Below are 23349 nucleotides of genomic sequence, written 5' to 3'. Positions count from 1 at the left end.
AACCAATACTAATAATGATGACGCTAATTACGCTGCGGCGTTCGAAAGTGCCCTTGCCCTGAGATATGGCGGTTTGGGGCTGGTAAACGTAATACTCGTCGAGAGTGTGTCGCTGGGATAAAAGAAACTGGTCGAGACATATTGTCATCCTCCTAACTAGCTTCGCCTAACTACAACGTTGAGTTCAGGCGTTTAAAACAAGCGCATAACCGCTCAATGGTTTTAGCTAAGAAAGAAGGATGCCAACTTTACCATCCCGTTAGGAATTAACCATTTCTTCAATGTGGAATTGGCGTAAGGTGTTGATTTCTTGCTGCCAAATATTTGGGTCAATTGTTTCTAAAATCAAAGGGATACCATCAAAACGTGGATCTTTAGCGATGTACTCAAAACAGCTCCAACCGATCTCGCCTTTGCCTAATGAGTGGTGACGGTCAACCTTGCTAGCGAATTCGACTTTTGAATCATTTAGATGCATTGCTCTTAAATAGTGCATGCCTACGATACGATCGAACTCGGCAAAGGTATGCTCACAATCCTCTTTGGTACGCAGATCGTAACCGGCAGTAAACGTGTGGCAAGTATCAAGACACACGCCAACGCGTTCTTTGTCTTCTACTTGATCGATGATTTCAGCAAGATGCTCAAACTTCCAACCCAAGTTAGTGCCCTGACCTGCAGTGTTCTCAATCACTGCGATCACATTCGGCACTGCTTTGTGCGCCAGGTTGATCGACTCAGCGATCGTCGACAAACACGCCTGTTCTGACACTTTCTTTAAGTGGCTACCAGGGTGGAAGTTGAGCAAGGTTAAACCTAACTGGTTACAACGCTCCATCTCGTCAATAAATGCCGCGCGGGATTTATTCAGCTTTTCTTCTTCCGGCGCCCCCAAGTTAATCAGATAAGAGTCATGGGGCAGAATGTGTTCGGCGCCGAAGCCAAGCATTTTGCAGTTTGCTTTGAATGCACTAATGGTTTTTTCTTCGAGTGGTTTAGCAACCCATTGACGCTGGTTCTTAGTAAACAGAGCAAACGCATTCGCACCAATCTCACGAGCACGAAGAGGCGCTTGATCGACTCCTCCAGCCGCGGACACGTGAGCACCAATAAATTTGTTTCCAAACTTGTTTTTCATGTTTGTCATTTAATCACTTTAGACTTTCAGGATGACTACCTAAATACAGGCAGTTGCGTTACCAAGGTTAATTTTTGAGCTCGTTTTGTAGTAAATTTACAACAAAATTAACTTTTAAATATTTTTTATATTATCAAATAAATTGTAAATAGTATGTTTTCAAACGTTTTATTGATTTAACTCAAGAAAATCACCTTCAAAAAATTAAGGTTTTTGGTTGTTTTTTGACTTAAATCAATATTAAAATAATGGATATTGGCTATATAATACTTAGCTCGACAAAAATTCGAAAATTAACACCAATAATCACCACGTAAGTGGTCTAGGAGATAGTGATGATCCAAGGTATCCAAATTACTAAAGCAGCTAACGACGAACTACTAAACTCAATCTGGCTACTAGATAGCGAGAAGAACGAAGCGCGTTGTGTTGCTGCAGCATCAACTTACGAAGCAGACCAAGTTATCGCAATCAGCGACCTAGGTGAATACGAAAGCCGTGAAGTAGCAATCGAAACTGCTCCTCGCATCGAAGGTGGTCAACACCTAAACGTGAACGTTCTTAAACGTGAAACTCTAGAAGATGCAGTTGCACACCCAGAGAACTACCCACAGCTAACTATCCGTGTTTCTGGTTACGCAGTACGTTTCAACTCGCTAACTCCAGAACAGCAACGTGACGTAATCGCTCGTACTTTTACTGAGTCTCTATAATCTCTCAGTAAACTAGTTTGCTAGAATTTAAAAAGCTTGGTCAGCAATGACCAAGCTTTTTTTGTTTCTGGATCCTTCGAAACCCTTCCGATAGTAAAAAGCAACTCGCCTTCAAGGTGCATTTCTTTGCGAAGGATCTTTCTGAAACGCTTGTGCCAACGAGGTTGGATCAAGCCTATCTCTTTGCAGTGACGCCCCTTCTGCCCACCAAATCAGTTGATGCAGGGTGCGATTCATATAACTGTCCCACTGCGCCTGCTCCGACTCATTCGCAGCCACACCGTGCTCATCAAATACCTCTTGTGCTTTCGGAATGTGGATCATTGCCGACACAGGCAAGCACCCCAACTCGGATAAGAAAGTACGCATCGACACTGCAGCACGAGCACCACCCCATTGCCCGGCAGAGTAGGTCACGATAGCACTTGGCTTATAGGAAAACAGCGAACTGCCAAAGTGATTAAGCATGTTTGCCAAAGCTGGGCTCATCGAATGGTTGTATTCCGGGCTAACCATCACATACCCATCGGCCTGTTTGATTTTGTCTGCCAACTCACTTAGGTGCTGCGGCACTTTAGAGCGGTGATAAGCAAACTCGGGCTTAAACACATCGCCAAAGTCATAGTTCAATGGGTCAATGATTTCGACAGTATGTTGCGAATGCTGACTCGCGATAAGTTTTTCACACGCTCTACTGACTCGCATTCCTAAACGGGCTGGTCGTGGTGGCGTGCTGTCTCTCACTGAGCCAAGAAAAATCAAAAAATGCATGCTTCTCTTTCCATCTCATTTAGTTAAGTTCGTTTCTCAATCATAAAGAGAGTTAAAACTTACCGGCAATAAAAAAGGTGAATGATTGCTCATTCACCTCTCGTTATTTGTGTTTTTGATACTTACTGTGCTTTTGAAGCTTACTGCACGCGGCGCAGTACTTGCTTCAATGCGTCAAAGTCTGCGTCGAGATCTTCTGATAACAGTTCCATCGCAGCGTGCTTCGCTAGCGGTGCAGGAAGGTCAATGTCAGATTGCAGAATGTCATCCACCACTTCTTTGAACTTCGCAGGGTGTGCAGTACATAGGAACAGACCGGTCTCACCATCTTGCAGTTGCTCTTCAAGAACACGGTAAGCAATCGCACCGTGCGGTTCACACAGGTAACCTAAAGCATGTAAGTCTTTCACTGACTGAGCGCTTTGCTCATCAGATACAGCACCTTTTCCTAGCGTCTCCAAGCCCCACTCTTTCACGCGACACAACTCTTCGATACGAGGCCAGTTGTTTGGTTGACTCACGTCCATCGCGTTCGATGTCGTTGCGACCGTTGGTTTTGGCTCCCACTTACCCGTTTGTAGGTAACGCGGTACCGTGTCATTAGCATTAGTTGCAGCGATAAAACGTTTGATAGGCAGACCCAGTGCTTTTGCCAGTAGACCAGCAGTTAGGTTACCAAAGTTACCACTTGGTACAGACACGACTAGGTTTTCACGCTCTTGCTTACTCATTTGCGCGGCAGCTTCAAAGTAGTAACAGATTTGTGCCATCAAGCGGCTGATGTTGATTGAGTTTGCAGAGTTCAGACCGATCTCTTCACGCAATGCCGAATCATCAAAAGCTTGCTTAACCAGAGCCTGACACGCGTCGAAATCACCATCGATCGCGACAGTGTGAATGTTTTTACCAAGCGTACAGAATAGCTTTTCTTGCAGTGGGCTGATCTTGCCTTTCGGGTAAAGAATCACAACGTTGATGTCTTCCATACCGTAGAAAGCATGCGCAACGGCTGCGCCAGTATCGCCAGAAGTTGCAGTCAGAATGGTGATCTTGCCGCCGTCCGAAACGGCTGCAAGAGATTGCGCCATAAAGCGACCACCAAAGTCTTTAAATGCAAGCGTTGGACCATGGAACAGTTCCAGAGCGTAAACACCGTCTTTCACTTGATTAATTGGCGCAGGGAATTGGAATGCAGCGTCAACCAATGCGTTAACTTGCTCTTCCGCCAGCTCATCACCAATCAGTGCAGATAGGATTTTCGTGCTACGAGAGACGAAGTCTTCTGCCAGTAGCGCATCAACGTCTTCAAATTTTGGTAATTCCGATGGGAAAAATAGACCTTGGTTACGACCTAACCCTTGGCGAACGGCTTGACCAAAGGAAACTTGTTCATCATTTTCTTTTATATTGTAAAGCTTCATAGCTCACTTCCTGTTACTTTCGAACCCTGTTTATCTAGACGACAAACGTGGACGAATCCTTCTTCGTTTTGTACGTAGTTCTGTTCTAACCAGCGAGCAACTCGCTCAGCGACATCTTTCTCTTTGCAAATACTGAACAGTGTCGGACCACTGCCAGAAATACCGGTTGCCAATGCACCCGCAGACGCTGCGTATTGACGTGCATTTGCAAAACCTGGGAGCAGTTTCTCACGATACGGTTCTGCGATCACGTCTTTGATCATTTTTGCAGCAAGTTCTGGCTGACCAGAATGACACGCATGAATAAAGCCCGCAAGATGGCGACCATGAGCAATGATATCTTGTCGGCGATATTGAGATGGTAGGATCTCACGCGCTTCTGCTGTTGATACTTTGATACCCGGATATGCCATCACCCAGAACCAATCATCAAAGCAAGGCACTTCTTGGCTGATGATACCCAACTCTTCAAGCATCAATTGCACACCGCCAAGGTAACACGGTGCGACGTTATCGTAGTGAATACCACCAGAGATCTTGCCTTCCATTTCTCCCATCAGCGCCAGTAACTCTGTCTCGTTAAGCGGCTGACCATGGAATCGGTTCAATGCATCTAATGCAGCAACGATAGAACATGCACTTGAGCCTAATCCAGAGCCGATTGGCATGTTCTTTTCTAGTGTCATTTCAAGTGGTTTTAGCTCGACGCCTTTCTTGTCTAGCTCGCGAGCAAACACTACCCAACAATCGTAAACGATGTTCTCTTTTGGCTCAGTTGGTAGCTTCTCAACAAAATCACCAGCCGTCTTTAGGCTGAACGGCTCAGCCCCAGACTTAACCAATACACGGTCACCCAATAGTGTGCCATCAACTGGGGACACCGCAGCCCCCAGAACATCAAAACCAACGCTTACATTACCAATTGATGCTGGGGCGTAGACCACTACATCCATATCACTTGAACTCATTGTCGTTATACCCCTAGCTTCCAACCTAAAGTACGCATCACATCCGAGAATACGCCCGCTGCCGTAACCTCAGTACCCGCACCGTAACCACGCAATACCAGTGGAATTGGTTGGTAGTAGCGGCTGTAGAATGCCAGTGCGTTTTCACCATCTTTGATCTTAAACATCGGATCATTTTCATCTACGGCAGCAATGCTTACCGTGCATTTACCATCAACAATTTCACCCACATAACGCAGCACTTTGCCCTCTTCCGCCGCTTTAGCTGACAGCTCTTTAAAGTACGCGTCCGCCTCTGGTAAACGTTCCATGAACTCTTCAACGCTGCCTGAGTCATCAAAACCTGGTGGCAGAGCTTGATCAACCACAACGTCTTCTAGTTCTAGGGACATACCAGCTTCACGAGCAAGGATAAGTAGCTTACGCGCAACGTCCATACCCGATAGATCATCACGAGGGTCAGGTTCGGTAAAGCCGTTTTGCTTGGCGATGTTGGTTGCTTCACTTAGGCTCATGCCTTCGTCTAACTTGCCGAAGATGTAAGAAAGAGAGCCAGAAAGGATGCCGCTGAAGCGCTCTAGTTCATCACCTGCTGAGATTAAGTTTTGTAGGTTTTCGATTACCGGTAGACCTGCACCTACGGTTGTTTCATACATCAGCTTACGACGAGAGCTGCGCGCAACATCGCGAAGTTGATGGTAGTAGGCCATGCTTGCTGTGTTTGCTTTCTTGTTTGGCGTGACTACGTGGAAACCTGCCGCTAGGAAATCTGCGTATTGATTCGCGATATCTTCACTTGAAGTACAGTCAACCAATACTGGGTTGATGATGTGGTTGCGTTGCACTAAAGAAATCAGACGCGCTAGGCTGAACTCTTCTGTCGCTGCCGACATACGGTCACGCCAATGCTCCAGTGGCAGCCCTTCACTATCAAGTAGAAGACCTTTGCTGTTTGCTAAGCCGCATACGCGAATCACAATGCCTTTTTCCGCAAGCTTCGCTTGTTGACGCTCGATCTGATCCACCAGTTCACCACCAACGCCGCCAATACCAACCACGAATACATCTAGGAAGTGCTTAGAGTTGAATAGGTTCTCGTGACAGGCTTTGATCGCTTCAGAGATTTTATCTTCAGGAATCACAGCTGAGATTGCACGCTCAGATGAGCCCTGTGCAATGGCGACAATGTTTACGTTCACTTCAGCAAGAGATGAGAAGAAACGAGATGCAACACCGCGTGATGTACGCATACCGTCACCCACAAGTGTCACAATAGAAACATCATCAATGAACTCGACTGGTTCAAGTAGACCGTCTTTTAGTTCAAGTTCAAACGCATCCGCCAATACTTGTTGTGCTTTTGCTTTGTCTTGCGCTTCGATACAGAAGCTGATGCTGTACTCAGAAGAAGATTGAGTGATCAGAACGATAGACACACCAGCTGATGACATTGCACCAAATACTCGGCTTGCCATGCCAACCATACCCTTCATACCAGGACCAGACACGTTAACCATCGTTAGGTCGTTCAGCGTCGTGATGCCTTTGATTGCGAGGTTATCTTCGCCAGTGTCTTGACCAATCAGCGTACCTGCCCCTTGTGGGTTAAAGCTGTTTTTGATCAGACAAGGAATATGGAATTGTGCGATTGGTGCGATGGTTTTCGGATGCAGAACGGATGCACCAAAGTAAGAAAGCTCCATCGCTTCTTGGTAGCTCAGTGATTTAAGAAGACGAGCATCTTCCACCAAACGAGGGTCACAGTTGTAAACACCATCAACGTCAGTCCAAATTTCACAGCAATCTGCGCGCAGACACGCTGCAAGAACCGCAGCAGAGTAGTCAGAGCCATTACGACCAAGTGTTACTAACTCACCTTTCTCATTACCTGCGGTAAAACCAGGCATGATATTTACGTGACCTTGAGGAAGAGGATTTTGGCGGAAGTTCTGAGTAGAGACTTCAACATCGACCATCGCTTCTAGGTGATCGCCTTTTGCGTATAGATACTCGACTGGGTCGATAAGATGCGCAGGTTGCCCTTTCGCTTCTAATACCGCTTTCATCAACTGAATCGAGACGCGCTCACCTTTACTAATGATGCGTGCGTTGACGTTGTTTGGGCACATACCAAGAAGATTGATGCCATGAACGAATTGGCGAAGCTGAGAAAGTGAAGTTTTTACTTGGTTATCAAATGCAGCACCATCGATGTTTGGCAATACATTTTGGATATCTGAAAATAATGCTTTGAACGAAGCTTCAAGTTCATTGATTTGCAACTCAGCTTCACCATTGCGAAGTGCACCTTCAATCACCGCGACCAGTTTATTGGTCGTTTTGCCTGGTGCTGAAAGTACCACTGCGACTTCTTCTTGCTGCGCATTGTTGGCGATGATATCCGCCGCTCTTAGAAAGCGATCTGCATCCGCTAATGATGAGCCGCCAAACTTTAATACTCGCATCCCTTCCTCCGATGTATCTTCTTAGATCTGTCTAAATTCTTTATAAAAAAGCATAAAAAAAGGCCTGTATCTTGTTGGATACAGGCCTTTCTTGTGAATTTCTTTCGCTCAGCAGCCTGCCCCAACATTGGTCGTGTCGGTAATAATAATGGTTGTGGTCATTACTACTTGGCTGTGAGATGTCATAAATAAATATTCAACGATAGTTGTGTGTTTTCTTAACTCTACGTTTACCGAGTTTCCGAAACAGAGTCAACAAAAAATTGTGTATTTTCCGGCCTTGTAGAGATTTCTTCTGCGCGATGTCGTTGATATTTAAGTGTAATTACAATGAGTTAGTCTGCTTACGATTTTATTCTTTTTTTTCAGTCATTCGCTCATGGTTCTTACAGATCTATTAGGATGAAGATCCTATGTAAGATCTTGATGCAAATATGCACAATCGAAAACTGATCTTTGCAGGTTCTATTTAACAACAACTTAACTGTGATCAAGGTTCCTAGGATCGAATTAAGTGGAAAATAAATGAGCTGGCTTTCATATTCTATGCTTTAATAGTGAGAAGCTTTTAGCACATACTAATAACAAAGTTAGACACAAGGAGTGGTCACATGAAAAAATGGATTTTTCTGTTGCTATTCGCCGTGCCTAGCGTTTGTCTTGCTAACGATCTTCCGCCTCTTCCAGGCAAAACTTCTTCGTCTCCACACAAGCTTTTCATCTCTAGTGAAAACTATCAAACAGATAGCTTCGATGTATGGAACATAGATGGTGGTTACTCATACGAGCTGTTTGATTCCGTTGATCTATACGTTGGTGCGCGAGTCAACAACTCGCCAACAAAAAACCAAAGCGGTTTTCTTAGTGGGATCAGTTATCACTTCAATGATCGAGTAACAGTGAAAAGTACTGTTAGATCTTATAAAGCTGAAACGGCGGAAGGTATCCGAGAAGAAGACAGTAGCCTTGCTGCTGAAGTCTCAAGTCGCGTGAAAATCACCGAGAATTTGGATCTTCACGCCACTCTAGATTACCAAGATTGGCAACAAGGCTTCGAAGTAGGATTAGGTTTCCGCTTCTAGAAGTCCAGCGCTTCTTTCGAAATCAAAACCCCATTCCAGTCTGCGTAAACATAGTGTTTTGGCTGCACGATTTGGTTTTGCATCGTCAATGTCACGTTGACTTCTCCCACGCCACGCTTCTCTGTTTTAAACGGGCATGTACCCAAAGCTTGAACACCAATATCCATTTGTGACATTTGTGCCACATCGCGAATCGCACCGTAAACAATAATGCCTTCCCAACCATTTTCGATACCGAGAATCGCGAGCTGATCACCTAGCAACGCTTTTTGACATGAGCCGTGTCCATCAATAATCAGCACTTTTCCAGTGCCATCTTCGTTCAGTACTTCGCGTACTTTGGAGTTATCGTGGTAACAACGTACAGTGACAATCTCGCCATGAAAGGCCGTGCGTTGACCAAAGTTCTGCAATGGTAAGCTAAGCAGGATGACTTGGTCCTCAAACTGGTCACAAATGTCTGGTGTTATGTCTCTCATATTTCCTCCGTGAATTGTCTCACCTAAGCTGAAGCTCAGATAAGTAGTATCCTTCTAGACGAGTCGCGGCTGTATTGTTCCTAGCTTGTGCAAAACTTCAGGTTCTGAACAAGCAATCAAGTAAAGCTCGTCATCAATGACGTAATAAATCGCGTTTTGTTGAAATTGATTCGCCAGGTCTATTGCGGCTTGCGGTGTTAACTCAGCAGCATAGCTCTCTTCAAACCATTCAAATGTCTGATCGCCAACCGTGACAGGCACGTATTTAACGTGGTTTAATTGTTGTTCGAGTTTATGATTACTTATGCAGTTCTCTTCTTTTGACCGCAGATTACTGTAAGGGTTCCAAGCAGTTATCACCGCGTAGTTGGTTACCTCCCATTCAGCGTGAAAACGGAAGAAAGACTCTGAATAAGCATTCCATAACGATGCGTCTATGTTCGTATTACTTTTTTCTATCATAACTCTTAAACGATTAATAACAGTTACATTTCATCAATTGATGTAAATCAACAAACTGAATGGAATTAACATTTGAGCATTGTTAGCATGCTGTTAACAATATAAAATCCGCTCCATATCTTAGGGTGTTTACGTTTCAGGCTCCGTAATTACAGGGAATTGAAAGGTAAACAAGCCCTATAGAATAAACGTCGCCATCGGATACTGGTGAGTTGGCAAAATTCCAAGGAAGGCGGATAACTGAAAGAAGTGTTTTTTTGATCAACTTGATTTATTATCAAAATCACATTACCTGTATGTTATATTTTTGCCTAGAATTTATTCTATTAGCACAATTTTGTCACAAATTTAGGTACCGCCAATGCAAACCCCGCAGATTCTTATCGTAGAAGATGAGCAAGTAACTCGTAACACTCTTAAGAGTATTTTTGAAGCAGAGGGATACGCTGTTTTTGAAGCCAGTGACGGTGAAGAAATGCACCAAGTGTTGTCTGAAAATTCAATCAACTTGGTTATTATGGACATTAATCTTCCAGGCAAGAATGGTCTCCTTCTAGCACGTGAACTTCGCGAGCAAGCGAACATCGCACTGATGTTCCTGACTGGTCGTGACAATGAAGTAGACAAGATCCTAGGTCTTGAAATCGGTGCTGATGACTACATCACTAAACCATTCAACCCGCGTGAACTAACTATCCGTGCTCGCAACCTGCTAAGCCGCTCAATGAGCACTAACGCTGTACAGGAAGAGAAACGCTCGGTAGAAAAATACGAGTTCAACGGTTGGGTGTTAGACATCAACAGCCGCTCTCTAGTGAGCCCATCTGGTGACAGCTACAAACTGCCACGCTCTGAGTTCCGTGCTCTACTGCACTTCTGTGAGAACCCAGGTAAGATTCAAACTCGTGCTGACCTTCTTAAGAAGATGACAGGTCGTGAGCTTAAGCCACATGACCGTACTGTAGACGTAACTATCCGTCGCATTCGTAAGCACTTCGAATCAGTATCAGGTACACCTGAAATCATCGCGACTATTCACGGTGAAGGCTACCGCTTCTGTGGCGATCTAGAAGACTAATCTGCCCCAGCATAAACAATAAGGGCTTGCTCAATGAGCAAGCCCTTTTGCTATCTGTCACTTAGCAATGAATGCAAACTTAATGGTTAATACAAGCTTAGTGGCTAATACACTTTGTCGATCTTGATGCCTTTCTCGACTAACCACTCTTTCTTGCCTGCGTCATCTAACAATAACGCCAAATCGACCGACTTCTCCATATCCGCTTCGATTTGCCATACAAACGCCACTTCCCACTGATTTTCACTGTGGGTACGTAACTCTAATAAGTCACCATCAATTTCCCACTCTGAATCACCTTGCTTAATAATCAGAGCATCAACCGTTAAGTTTGCAGGCAGCTCATTATCTGCTTTTAGGTACAATGCGCCATGAACGTTCTGCTCTTGAACTTCACCAATGGTTGGCATCAGGTTTACCCATAGGTTGCTCTTTAGCTCAACGTTCACTGTATTCATCGTGACTTGGCTGCCTTGTTGCCATCCAACTTGAGGAGCAGAACTACAACCCGCCAGTAGCGCAATTGCCAGTGCTGCCGATGCAAATTTCTTCATTTTATTTCCTCTGTTCCAACCAACTCTTCAATACTTGAATATCATTTTGATATTCGTTTTTAATTTCTTCGACCCAATCCGATATGTTTTCCCACCAAGCAGGCATATCAGGAGATTGTGCTTTCTGTGCGACGCTTTGGATGTGTTTTAAACCAATCGAGCCTGCTGCCCCTTTAATTTTATGTGCTTCAGAAACAATACCGTCTTGGTCTTTTGCCGTCATGTTTGAGTCCAACACCTCGATATAATCAGGCATCATGTCTTCAAACATCTTAATACTGTCATACACAGGCTTTACGCCAACGATATCCACGTAAGACTCTAGCATATCAAGATCCAGCAAGTGGGTATTGATGACTGGAGATGGCATCGGTGTCGCCTCTTCGATGACTTCAGCTTCTGCGATCTCTTCCATCACAATCTCATTGTTCTCAACGCGCTCAACGAAGAACTTATCGATCACCGCTTGTAACGCTTGAACTGCAAGTGGTTTGCTTATGGCATCATCCATACCGTTATCGAGATATTCACGACGATCTTTCATGACATTCGCAGTCAATGCCACCAGCGGCGGTAGATTATCGTAGTGTTCACGGTAGTACTTAGCCACGTCAAACCCAGTCATGTCCGGAAGCTGAATATCAAGCAAAGCTAAGTCGTATTCATCCGGTACGAAGTTCACCAGCGCTTCCTCACCCGTCATTGCGACAGTAACAGAGTGCCCCAAGCTTTCGAGCAGAGATTTCGCAACAGTGACATTAAGTTCGATGTCTTCGACCATAAAGATATTAAGATGTACATTGTCGCGTTTTGCATCGATAACAGGTGCTTCTAACTCAACCACTGGCACGTGAATCGATACGGTAAAGGTACTACCGAATCCTTCCTCACTTGCTACGGTAATGTCACCGTCCATCATGTTGATCAGCTGCTTAGAAACCGCCAAACCGATACCAGTACCCACCGCATGCAGGTTATCTTTGCCTGATTTCACTTGGTAGTACATCGCAAAGATCTTATCGAGCTCTTCGTCTGGAATACCAATACCGGTGTCTTCCACTTCCATAATGATGGTCGCGTAATCTTCTTCAACATCGGCGCTCACCGTCATTACGACGCCACCTTCTTTGGTGAACTTCATGGCGTTGCTAACCAAGTTCCAGATAACCTGGCGTAGACGTGTCGCATCCACTTCTATCGCTTTTGGTAGCGAGCTCAAACGCTCTAGATCGAAGCGAAGCCCTTTCTGTTCAGCCATCAGAGCCGATATACTCTCAATTTCAGCGACGAAGTCTTCAAAATTCAATGGTGCAGGTAACAATTCCAACTTACGACGGTCAAATTTGTCCATGTCGATAATGTCGTTAAAGATGTTGCCCAAAGTAATGGCACTAACATTGATGGTTTGCATGTGCTTACGTTGCTCTTCAGTCAACTGACTATCAAGCAACATACGACTCAAGCCTACAATGCCGTTTAACGGTGTGCGCAGCTCATGACTGATAGTGGAGATAAAGGTGGTTTTATCACGGCTGGCTTTTTCTAATGATTCTTCATGACGCTTACGCTCGGTGATATCGCGACCGAAACCAACCAGACCAAGGTGGCGACCATCTTTGCTGTAGAACGGTACTTTGCGCAATTCAAAGTAATGTTTGCGACCATCAGGGTATTCTAGCCATTGCTCGTAGGTAATTGCTTGGTTATCAGCAAAGACTTTTTGGTCGGTATCGACGATATGCTCAGCCACTTCTTTGCTGTAGACATCCCAAGGGCTCAAGCCCACTAATTGGTGCTCTTTCTTACCAGTTAACTCTTCCATCGCGCGGTTACAGCCAGAAAAAACGCCATCAGCGTTGCGGTAGTAAATCAAATCTGGAGATGCATCGATAAAAGAACGTAACAGCGCCGTACGCTCGGCAAGCTCAAGCTGAGTACGCTCACGTTGGAACACCTCATTCTCCAAGTCTTGCATCGCTTCTTCACGTGCTTCTTCTGCTTTAATACGCTCTTCAATTTCTTGGTTGAGCTTTTCAATGTTCTGCTGTAGTTGAAAGTTCAGCTCTTGGTCACGCGAACGCATGTCCTTAAGCTTAGATACTAACTTGGTCAGTCTTTGACGAGACTCTTCAAGCTGATCCACCACGACAGATAGGAAATACACCGCCCAAGGGGTAATAAGTAAACCAAAGAATACCGAACGAACGATATCTATATCGTCAACGTTACCCTTAAGCGCCAACGTGATACCAACTTGTACAACAACAGCCAGTGCAACCAGCGCCAACGCCAGTAGTATCGAGAAACGGACAATCCCCAGCTTAACCAATAGGTCAACATAGTACTGGGCGAGATTTTTCATGGGCTTCATTCACTACTCCATGGAACAAGCTAGACATCGAACCCTGATCAGTTTGAAAAGCAAAACCGTTAAGCGCAGTTACTCAACAGCATCAATGTTTGAAAGACACACAACTGAAATGGCGACGCTTCAGGGCTCATCAACGCCTCATGCTGTGTATTCGCAGTTTAACGTGTTTGATACGGTGATTTAAACCGCCTGCTCTCAACTTAGAGCAAGCGGTCACAAAGCGTTAATAAGAACCAGGATGAACTCGAGTGCAGTCACGCCCATCAGCCTTAGCTTGATAGAGTGCGCTGTCTGCCATTGCAACGCCCATTTCTGGTTCGTCACCATGATGCGGGATGTAAGAAACAAAGCCGATACTCACCGTCAACCGATCCGAAGTCGTTGAGTTACTATGTTCCACAGCAAGTTCGTGGATTTGTTCATGGATGCGTTTGGCAACTTTGTGTGCACCTTCCGTTGTGGTGTTTGGCAAGATAAAGCCAAACTCTTCCCCACCATATCGTGCTACGCAGTCCGATGACCGACTCACCACCTGTTGAAACGCCGCAGCGACTTGGACTAAAGCATCATCACCTTTTTGGTGACCATAGCAGTCGTTATAGTCTTTAAAGAAATCAATATCACACAACATGATCGTCAGCGGCAATTTCTCACGAATATGGTGATACCAAAGAGTATGAAGTTGTTCATCGAAGCGGCGACGGTTAGCGACTTTTGTCAGGCTGTCAGAGAAGCTTAATTTTTCTAACTCCAAATTCGCTTCCTCAAGCTTTTGCTCTGCAAGATAACGCTCAGAGATATCACGTGCCATAATCAATACACCGTTAGTACCCGATGCTCGGTCTTTAAACGGCGATTTCACCACATCAAACCAAGTATGATACCCATCAGTGCTGCTCACTTTATCGATGTAGCGTACAGGTTGTGTTTGCTGCAATGCTTGCATGTCACTAGCTTCCAAACGAAGGTAAATATCATCAGGCACTACGTCTTGTAGTCGCTTACCAATCAAATCCCCTACATCAGAAATGCCTAACGCATTCACAAATGGTTTATTACAAGCCTGGTAAACCATGTTTTCATTGAAGATACCGATAGAGTCTGGGCTGGCATCCAAAATGGTTTGTAAGATGGTATCGCGCTGTGCCAAGGCGACTTCGGTATCTTTACGACGTTCCATTTCATCGCGCAAATTCTGCTGCATCTTGTGCCATTCAGTAACATCATGACTGATAGACAAAGTACCAATCATCTCTCCAGACTGAGAAACCAAAGAACTTTGGTTTACTTCCAACAAACAACTTCGACCTTGCTGATCGGTTGTCCAACGCCTCTCAGTTTTACGTGTAGCTATTGGGTTCATCTTGGAGGAGCAAGCTTCTTCTCTGCGCCCTTCCCAAAACAGGTCAAACGCACGGTTGGTTGTCAGTACTTTACCTTGCTTATCTTGCAGACATATCAATTCAGATAACGAGTCGAGAGCGGAACGAGCAATACCTAGCTGCTCTAATTCTTGTTGCTGCTCTTGGCGAGTAAACTGGTAAGGCTGAGCGTAAATAATCCATACGCGATGCCCACGAAGTAAGCTCTTTCGACCAGATAACTCAATCTTAATATTCTCTGTTTCAGACAACCGCCAATCAAACAGCTGCTGCCCAAAATGTCGGCTGGAAAAGCTATCAAGTAATGCAATTATCTCGTCAGTATTAAAAGAAGCAGGATAGAGAAACCCAGAACCTAAACGGCGGATACCAAGCAATTGCATGGCAGAATCATTGGAGAGCAACAATTGACCACTGCCCGCATCTAACACGAGAACAGGGTAAGGAGAGTCCGTAACGATAAGTTTTAAAGCAGATTGAAATCGTATATAGATCAGCGTAACTGTGATTACACATACAACAGAGAGCAGGACCACAAATCCGTAGTCGCCCTGCCCATCCCAGAGCCAATTGAGTAACTGATCCATTTTTCCGACCTTTCAAGCAAATCGGAGGAAATATAACAGTTATTAATCGATCATTCTGCCTTTAATTCTGGTTTGATATAGATGAAGGCATCACCAGTTAAGCTGCCTTGTGGGCCTTCTCGATCCAATGCACGACCAATTTCAGTCATCGCTAACCAGCGGTTTTCACACCACAACGGCGACAAAAGAGTAGGACGGCGAGCAGCTGAGGAAACGCGATGGAAGATCACTTCTTTAGGAGTCATGCGGATCATTTCACTGGCGATAGCAACGTAATCCTCCAATTCTGGGGCTTCTAGCTTTCCGGCACGCCACGCTTTCGCCATTGTACTGCCTTCTACGATATGTAAACCATGCAGTTTGATACCATCTGTGCCGACGTCCAAAACTTTACGCAATGTGTCGATGTTGTCATCGCGTGTTTCTCTAGGCAAACCGACGATCAGATGAGTACAAACTCTAATACCTAGTGCCCGAGCGCGCTTGGTGATTTCTGCATAACACTCAAAATCATGACCACGGTTGATACGCTTGAGGGTGTCATTGTTGGCAGTTTGAAGACCCAGTTCTAACCAAATCTCATAACCTTGATTCACGTAGTCCGACAATAGATCCAGTACTGCGTCAGGAACACAATCAGGGCGAGTCCCAACACACAAACCAACAATATCTGCAGCCTTGAGTGCTTCCTCGTACATGTTTTTAAGAACTTGCACTTCTGCATAGGTACTGGTGTACGCCTGAAAATATGCCAGATACTTCTTCGCCCTGTGGATCTCTCCAGCACGATCTTTCAATTGATCGTGGATACTTTTGATCTGTACTTCTTCATCCGCAAATGAAGCCACATTACAAAATGTGCATCCACCTCGACCAATAGTGCCATCGCGGTTTGGACAACTGAAACCACCGTGCAAAGTCAGTTTATGGACTTTTTCGCCATAACGGCGCTGAAGGTCTTGGCCTAATGTGTTGACCAACTCATGTAACTGCATAGATTCTCACCAATAGTAAACCGTAATAAATCTCACTACGATTTATGTAACTAAATTACATCCCTGCAAGAAAAAACAAATAATTCTAGTCAATTCAAACAAACAGGTGGCGGTGCGAAATCAATAAAACTGCATAAAACCAACTTAAAACCTGCAATGTTGCGTAAATGTTAAACAAAAAGTGAATATTTAAACGAAAAAATTGGGTCACAAAGACGACTTTTCGTTGCATTTCGAAGTCACAAAATTGTAGGATACTTACACAACCCCGTCGTTTTTGTGACTTTTATTACAACATCAACTGCGGGAATTGTCGGCGTTATCCCGCTCCCACCTATATAAGTCACTAAATTATGGCAATAAATAAAGGGATATCACCAAGGATTGTTTTTCTCGCAAAATTTTTCCTGCGAGATACGGAAAGGAATCAAGACTGGTCAACCTCGATCAGTGGCGAATCATAAATATAAAGGACAAGACGTACAGAGCGTACCTAAGACAGTCGAGATCTGTCCGGGGTTCTTGCGTCGACATTGAACTGGAAGGATGTATCTATGGTAGATAGAGAGCAAAATTCACAGGGTCTGTACACTCCGGAACTGGAGCATGACGCTTGTGGTATCGGTTTTGTTGCTCACCTTAAAAACCGTAAATCTCATGAAGTAGTGACTCAAGCATTGGATATGCTGGCTCGCATGGAACACCGTGGTGGTCAAGGTTGTGACCCATGCAGCGGTGATGGTGCGGGTATCTTGCTACAAAAACCTCATGAATTCCTATTAGAAGAAGCCGTTAAGCTAGGCATTAAACTGCCTTCATTTGAAAAGTATGGTGTTGGTGTCGTTCTTTTCCCGAAAGACGAATACAAACGCGAACAATGCCGAGATATTCTAGAACGCAACGCACAGCGTCTAGACCTTGAAGTTATCGGCTACCGCGTTTTGCCAACCGACAACTCAATGATCGGTGCTGACCCGCTAAGCACAGAGCCTCAGTTTGAGCATGTGTTTATCTCTGGTGGTCCAGGCATCACACCTGAAGAGCTAGAACGCAAACTGTACGTACTTCGTAACTACACAGTGCGAGTTTGCCTAGAAAGCGTTTCGAACATTGGTGACGACTTCTACATTAACTCAATGTCTTACAAGACATTGGTGTACAAAGGTCAGTTAACAACCGAGCAAGTACCTCAGTATTTCCTTGATCTGCAAAACCCAACCATGGTGACTGCACTGGCACTGGTACACTCTCGTTTCTCTACCAATACCTTCCCGAAATGGCGTCTTGCGCAGCCTTTCCGTTACATTGCCCACAACGGTGAAATTAATACAGTTCGCGGTAACTTGAACTGGATGAAAGCCCGTGAAGCAATCTTAGAATCAGACCTATTTACTCAGGCTGAAATCGACATGCTTCTTCCAATCTGTCAGGAAGGCAGCTCGGATTCATCTAACTTTGACATGGCACTTGAGCTCCTAGTTCTTTCTGGTCGTAGCCTGCCACACGCATTGATGATGATGATCCCGGAAGCATGGCAAGAAAACAAAAACATGGATCCTAAACGTCGCGCGTTCTATCAGTACCACGCGAACATCATGGAACCATGGGATGGTCCAGCTTCAGTATGTTTTACTGACGGTGTTCAAGTTGGTGCGACACTCGACCGTAACGGTCTACGCCCTTCTCGCTACACAGTGACCAAAGACAACTTCCTAGTGATGGCATCAGAATCTGGTGTGGTGGATATTGAACCAGAGAACGTAGAGTTCCGCGGTCGTCTACAACCAGGTCGTATCTTCGTTGCAGACCTAGAGCAAGGTCGCATCATCTCCGATGAAGAAGTGAAAGACACCATTGCAACAGCACAGCCTTACGAGAAGTGGGTAGAAGAAAACCTACTGAGCTTGAAGAAGCTACCAGATGCAAGCAACCAGTTCAGCCAACCTTCTCCTGAGCGTTTGTTGCACCGTCAACAAGCTTTCGGTGTGAGCACTGAAGAAGTGAACGAAATCATCGTTCCAATGGCGAATGATGCGAAAGAGCCATTATCAGCCATGGGTGCAGACTGGCCTCTTGCGGTTCTATCTCATCAGTCTCAACATCTTTCAAACTACTTCAAGCAACTGTTCGCACAGGTAACCAACCCACCGATCGACCCGATCCGTGAGCGTATGGTTATGTCACTGAACACTTACTTGGGTAAAGACCAAAACCTTCTGACTGAAACACCACTTCACTGTCAGAAAGTAGAATTGGAATCGCCTGTTCTGGCGAACTCTGAGCTTGAGAAATTGCGTGCGATCGATAACGAGCACCTACAAGCGAAGACGTTGGATATCGTGTTCCAAGCTAATGAAGATCAAGGCAAGCTTGAGCGCGCACTAAAACGTATCTGCCAATACGCAGAAGACGCGGTTATCGATGGTTACTCAATCATCCTATTAACTGACCGTGCAGTAAATTCAAACCACGCGGCGATCCCAGCAATGCTGGCAGTTGGCGCAGTGCACCACCACTTGATCCGTAAAGGTCTACGTGCGAAGTGTGACATCGTGGTTGAAACCGGTGACGCACGTGAAACGCACCACTTTGCAACGCTACTTGGTTACGGTGCGAATGCGGTTAACCCTTACCTAGTGATTGAAACCATCATTGAGCTTCAACGTACGGAGAAGTTGGATCCAGAAGCAAACCCTCGCGATCTGTTCAACAACTACCGTAAAGCGATCAATGGCGGTCTTCTGAAGATCTTCTCGAAGATGGGTATCTCTACGCTACAGTCGTACCACGGTGCGCAAATCTTCGAAGCCTTGGGTATCCACAAATCAGTGGTCGACAAGTACTTCACAGGTACGGTTTCTCGTATCCAAGGTCTAACCCTTGATGATATCGCCAAAGAAGTACTTATCCGTCACCGCATCGGTTACCCACAACGCGAAATCCCAATTCAAATGTTGGATGTAGGCGGTGTTTACCAATGGAAACAGCGTGGCGAGAAGCACCTCTTCAACCCAGAAACCATTTCTCTACTGCAAGAGTCTACGCGCAACAAGAACTACGATCAGTTCAAGCAATACGCGACAGCCGTAGATAAGCAAGGCGACAACGCGGTAACCCTGCGCAGCCAACTTGAGTTCATTAAGAACCCAGCAGGCTCTATCTCTATCGACGACGTCGAGCCAATTGAAAGCATCGTGAAACGCTTCGCGACCGGTGCTATGTCATTCGGTTCTATTTCTTACGAAGCACACTCCACACTGGCTGTTGCTATGAACCGCCTTGGCGCGAAATCGAACTCTGGTGAAGGTGGTGAAGACCCAATGCGTTTCGAGCGCAAAGACAACGGCGATTGGGAACGCTCTGCGATCAAGCAGGTGGCTTCAGGTCGTTTCGGCGTTACCTCTTACTACCTAACCAACGCTGATGAGCTGCAAATCAAGATGGCTCAAGGTGCGAAACCAGGTGAAGGTGGTCAGCTACCAGGTGATAAAGTAGATGACTGGATCGGTGCAACACGTCACTCAACTCCGGGCGTCGGTCTTATCTCGCCACCGCCACACCACGATATCTACTCCATCGAGGATTTGGCTCAGCTTATCTACGACTTGAAGAACGCGAACCGCGCGGGTCGTGTGAACGTGAAGCTGGTATCAGAGGCAGGCGTAGGTACGATCGCTTCTGGTGTAGCGAAAGCGAAAGCGGACGTTGTACTTATCGCAGGTTTCGACGGCGGTACAGGTGCATCCCCAATGTCTTCAATCCGTCATACAGGTCTTCCTTGGGAACTTGGCTTGGCAGAAACGCACCAAACGCTACTGAAGAACGGTCTACGTAACCGTATCGTGGTTCAAGCGGATGGTCAGATGAAGACACCTCGTGACCTTGCAGTCGCAACACTACTTGGTGCAGAAGAATGGGGCGTGGCAACCGCAGCATTGGTGGTTGAAGGTTGTATCATGATGCGTAAGTGTCATAAGAACACCTGTCCTGTTGGTATCGCGACTCAAAACAAGACACTTCGCGAGCGCTTTGATGGTCGCGTAGAAGACGTCGTAACCTTCTTCCAGTACATGGCACAAGGTCTGCGTGAAATCATGGCTGAACTTGGCTTCCGCACTATCGATGAGATGGTCGGTCAAGGTCAGAAACTGAAGATTCGCCAAGACGTTTCTCACTGGAAATACAAGAACCTAGATCTGTCTCCTGTTCTTCACGTTGAACAGCCACGCGAAGCTGATGGTGTATTCAACCAAGCTCAGCAGAACCACAACCTAGAAGAAGTACTAGACCGTAAGCTGATTCAAGCAGCGATTCCTGCACTCGAGAAAGGCGAAGCGGTGAATGCCGAGTTCCCTATCGTCAACACGGACCGCTCTGCAGGTACCATGTTGTCGAACGAAATCTCGAAAGTGTATAAAGATGCCGGTCTACCTCAACCAATGAACGTGAAGTTCAAAGGTTCCGCGGGTCAATCATTCGGTGCATTCCTAGCTAAGGGCGTGAAGTTCGAAGTAGAAGGCGATGCGAACGACTACTGGGGTAAAGGCTTATCTGGCGGTACCTTAGTACTTTACCCAGATGCGAAATCAAGTATTGTCGCGGAAGACAACATCGTGGTTGGTAACGTGTGTTTCTACGGTGCAACTTCGGGTGAGTCTTTCATTCGTGGTATGGCTGGTGAACGTTTCTGTGTTCGTAACTCAGGCGCGAAAGTAGTAGTAGAAGGCGTCGGTGACCACGGTTGTGAGTACATGACGGGCGGTGCAGCAATAATCCTTGGTTCAACAGGTCGTAACTTTGCCGCAGGTATGAGTGGCGGCGTGGCTTACGTATGGGATAAATCAGGTGACTTTGAGTCAAAACTGAACCCAGAGCTAGTAGACCTAGATCCAATCGAGCAAGAAGACAGAGATCTATTACTCGACATGCTAACTAAGCATGTTCAATTCACAGGAAGTGAAGTCGCTCAGTCTTTCCTAGACAACTTTGAAGCAAGCCTAGCCTCTATGGTTAAGGTAATGCCGCGTGACTACAAAGCGGTTCTTCAAAAGCGTAAAGCTGAAGCACAGTCTCAAGGAAACGAAACTCAAGCGGAGGCCGTATAATGGGTAAGCCTACTGGATTTTTAGAGCATGGTCGTGAACTACCACAGAAGATCGACCCAGCTGAACGTATTAAGAACAATAAAGAGTTTGTTCTAAACGAGGAGTTTGGTGACAAAATCAATACTCAGGCTTCTCGTTGTATGGATTGTGGTGTGCCGTTTTGTCATAACGGCTGCCCTATCGGTAACATCATCCCAGAGTTTAATGACGCAGTTTATCGTGATAGCTGGGAAGAAGCATGGAACATTCTAAGCTCGACTAATAACTTCCCTGAGTTTACTGGTCGTGTTTGCCCAGCACCATGTGAAAGTGCTTGTGTACTTGGCATCAACCAAGACCCGATCACTATCTGTAATATCGAGAAAACCATCGTAGAAACGGCGTATCGAGAAGGGTACGCCAAACCAAAAACACCACGCTCTCGCACTGGTAAAACTGTTGCGATCATCGGTTCAGGTCCTGCAGGTCTTGCGGCTGCCGAGCAGCTAAATAGCGCTGGTCATACTGTGACTGTATTCGAGCGAGACGAGAAAGTGGGTGGTCTACTGCGTTTTGGTATCCCTGATTTCAAACTGGGTATGGATGTGATTGACCGCAAAATCAACTTGATGGCAGAAGCGGGTATCGAATTCAAAGTAAATCAACACGTTGGTGTCGATGTGAATGCCCAGCAACTACGTCAAGAATTCGATGTGGTTCTGCTGACTGGTGGCTCAACTGTTCCACGTGATTTGCCCGTTCCGGGTCGTGAACTAAAAGGCGTCCATTTTGCAATGGAGTTCCTAGGTCAAAACAACCGTCGTGCCAATGATATGGATCTTAAGGGTGAAGAACTTCACGCTGCGGGTAAGCATGTTGTAGTGATCGGTGGTGGTGATACCGGCTCTGACTGTGTGGGTACATCTAACCGTCATGGCGCAGCAAGCATCACTCAGGTTGAAATCATGCCGATTCCACCAGAGAAGCGCCCTGCTAACATGCCATGGCCACAGTACCCAATGATTCTACGCACTTCGACCTCTCATGAAGAAGGTGTTGATCGTCACTGGAACATCCTGACCAAAGAGTTCATTGGCAATGACAAGGGTGAAGTTACAGGTCTTCGTTTAGCTGACATCGTTTGGCAAGATGCGAAACCAGGCGAACGTCCGAGCTTCAAAGAAGTAGAAGGCAGTGAGCGAGTGATCCCATGTGATATGGCATTCCTAGCGATGGGCTTCCTGCACCCAGAACCAACAGGTGTACTTGCTCAATTGGATATTGCACTCGATGATCGCGGTAATGTAGCAACCCAAGGTTTTGCTACAAACCAAGAAGGCGTATTTGCAGCTGGTGATATGCGAACAGGACAATCTCTGGTTGTTCGTTGTATCAACGAAGGTCGTGAATGTGCCCGTGCTATCGATGACTATTTAATGGGTGGCACAAACCTAGAAGCAAAAGCAGATTCACTGATGCTTTCTGCGTAAAGGGAGTGTTCTCACTTCCTCTTTCTGAGCATTAAACCCAGCCATCAGTAGTATCGATGGCTGGTAGCAAAGAAAGAAAACAGTTCCTTCCAACCTTTTTATTTTGACCAGCATTTTGTGCTGGTCTTTTTTATTCCTGCCAGAATCAAATGTTACTTTTTTGTAACAATCATTTTTCTATCTAACTGAATTTATTAGATTATTTTAGCCAATTAAATGGTAAATCGCATATTCACGTGATTATTCACTAATAACTTGACCTTTTTTACAATAAGCTATAGCTTGTGAAGTTGGTGAAAATAAAACACA

17 protein-coding genes and 1 other annotated feature are annotated in these 23349 nt (G+C 45.6%); of the genes, 6 read left to right on the top strand and 11 right to left on the bottom strand.

Features of this window, described 5'->3' with window-relative positions:
• Positions 1-259: 259 nt before the first annotated feature.
• Positions 260-1147: a deoxyribonuclease IV gene (nfo, locus tag ABMY42_RS17160; RefSeq protein ID WP_349266572.1), complete on the bottom strand. Its 888-nt coding sequence runs from the start codon at positions 1145-1147 to the stop codon at positions 260-262.
• A gap of 326 nt (positions 1148-1473) precedes the next feature.
• Between nfo and grcA the strand changes: the two genes are divergently transcribed.
• Positions 1474-1851 (top strand): autonomous glycyl radical cofactor GrcA, encoded by a 378-nt coding sequence (gene grcA / locus ABMY42_RS17155; RefSeq protein ID WP_005434930.1) that lies wholly within the window; start codon positions 1474-1476, stop codon positions 1849-1851.
• Positions 1852-1962: 111 nt separating this feature from the next.
• On the opposite strand, the gene ABMY42_RS17150 is transcribed toward grcA, so the two are convergent.
• The 4 genes from ABMY42_RS17150 to thrA all read right to left on the bottom strand — a co-directional run bounded on the left by ABMY42_RS17150 (position 1963) and on the right by thrA (position 7476).
• Positions 1963-2622, bottom strand: a complete 660-nt coding sequence (locus ABMY42_RS17150; protein ID WP_005447863.1) for an NAD(P)H-dependent oxidoreductase — start codon at positions 2620-2622, stop codon at positions 1963-1965.
• A gap of 140 nt (positions 2623-2762) precedes the next feature.
• Positions 2763-4043, bottom strand: coding sequence for a threonine synthase (gene thrC, locus ABMY42_RS17145; protein WP_009702444.1), 1281 nt, complete (start codon positions 4041-4043; stop codon positions 2763-2765).
• Entirely contained in the window at positions 4040-4996 is a 957-nt protein-coding gene (gene thrB, locus ABMY42_RS17140; RefSeq protein ID WP_005447861.1) for a homoserine kinase, read from the bottom strand. The genes thrC and thrB overlap by 4 nt, the downstream gene beginning before the upstream one ends.
• 20 nt (positions 4997-5016) lie before the next feature.
• Entirely contained in the window at positions 5017-7476 is a 2460-nt protein-coding gene (gene thrA, locus ABMY42_RS17135; RefSeq protein WP_005447860.1) for a bifunctional aspartate kinase/homoserine dehydrogenase I, read from the bottom strand.
• 53 nt (positions 7477-7529) lie between these two features.
• Positions 7530-7646 (bottom strand) — a sequence feature (Thr leader region).
• A gap of 441 nt (positions 7647-8087) precedes the next feature.
• Here thrA and ABMY42_RS17130 point away from each other — a divergent pair.
• Entirely contained in the window at positions 8088-8558 is a 471-nt protein-coding gene (locus ABMY42_RS17130) for a hypothetical protein (protein WP_005447857.1), read from the top strand.
• On the opposite strand, the gene ABMY42_RS17125 is transcribed toward ABMY42_RS17130, so the two are convergent.
• Both ABMY42_RS17125 and ABMY42_RS17120 read right to left on the bottom strand, forming a co-directional pair.
• Positions 8555-9037, bottom strand: a complete 483-nt coding sequence (locus ABMY42_RS17125) for a putative 4-hydroxy-4-methyl-2-oxoglutarate aldolase (protein WP_110415226.1) — start codon at positions 9035-9037, stop codon at positions 8555-8557. The genes ABMY42_RS17130 and ABMY42_RS17125 overlap by 4 nt on opposite strands.
• A 54-nt stretch (positions 9038-9091) precedes the next feature.
• A complete protein-coding gene (locus ABMY42_RS17120) occupies positions 9092-9499 on the bottom strand; it encodes a DUF3293 domain-containing protein (RefSeq protein WP_005447853.1) in 408 nt (135 codons plus the stop codon).
• Between the two features lie 361 nt (positions 9500-9860).
• Here ABMY42_RS17120 and arcA point away from each other — a divergent pair, with 361 nt between their 5' ends.
• Positions 9861-10577, top strand: coding sequence for a two-component system response regulator ArcA (gene arcA / locus ABMY42_RS17115; protein ID WP_005447851.1), 717 nt, complete (start codon positions 9861-9863; stop codon positions 10575-10577).
• Positions 10578-10681: 104 nt separating this feature from the next.
• On the opposite strand, the gene ABMY42_RS17110 is transcribed toward arcA, so the two are convergent.
• Positions 10682-11131 (bottom strand): hypothetical protein, encoded by a 450-nt coding sequence (locus ABMY42_RS17110; protein WP_005447850.1) that lies wholly within the window; start codon positions 11129-11131, stop codon positions 10682-10684.
• 1 nt (position 11132) lies between these two features.
• On the bottom strand, positions 11133-13502 hold the full coding sequence (gene arcB / locus ABMY42_RS17105) for an aerobic respiration two-component sensor histidine kinase ArcB (RefSeq protein WP_154203199.1): 2370 nt from the start codon (positions 13500-13502) through the stop codon (positions 11133-11135).
• Between arcB and ABMY42_RS17100 the strand changes: the two genes are divergently transcribed.
• Complete coding sequence (locus tag ABMY42_RS17100; protein WP_005447847.1) at positions 13492-13686, top strand: hypothetical protein; 195 nt, start codon at positions 13492-13494, stop codon at positions 13684-13686. The two genes, arcB and ABMY42_RS17100, sit on opposite strands and share 11 nt — an antisense overlap.
• Positions 13687-13725: 39 nt before the next feature.
• Here ABMY42_RS17100 and ABMY42_RS17095 read toward each other — a convergent pair whose 3' ends face one another.
• Positions 13726-15471: a diguanylate cyclase gene (locus ABMY42_RS17095; RefSeq protein ID WP_009697620.1), complete on the bottom strand. Its 1746-nt coding sequence runs from the start codon at positions 15469-15471 to the stop codon at positions 13726-13728.
• Positions 15472-15521: 50 nt separating this feature from the next.
• Complete coding sequence (locus ABMY42_RS17090) at positions 15522-16466, bottom strand: TIGR01212 family radical SAM protein (protein ID WP_009702700.1); 945 nt, start codon at positions 16464-16466, stop codon at positions 15522-15524.
• Positions 16467-17020: 554 nt separating this feature from the next.
• Between ABMY42_RS17090 and gltB the strand changes: the two genes are divergently transcribed.
• Both gltB and ABMY42_RS17080 read left to right on the top strand, forming a co-directional pair.
• Entirely contained in the window at positions 17021-21571 is a 4551-nt protein-coding gene (gltB, locus tag ABMY42_RS17085; protein WP_349266571.1) for a glutamate synthase large subunit, read from the top strand.
• Entirely contained in the window at positions 21571-23040 is a 1470-nt protein-coding gene (locus ABMY42_RS17080; RefSeq protein WP_009703022.1) for a glutamate synthase subunit beta, read from the top strand. The genes gltB and ABMY42_RS17080 overlap by 1 nt, the downstream gene beginning before the upstream one ends.
• Positions 23041-23349: the final 309 nt, after the last annotated feature.

Source organism: Vibrio sp. SSH13-20 (assembly GCF_040104475.1).
GTDB lineage: Bacteria > Pseudomonadota > Gammaproteobacteria > Enterobacterales > Vibrionaceae > Vibrio > Vibrio harveyi.
Note: the sequence above shows the minus strand (reverse complement) of the source record. Positions and strands in the feature narration are given on the sequence as shown.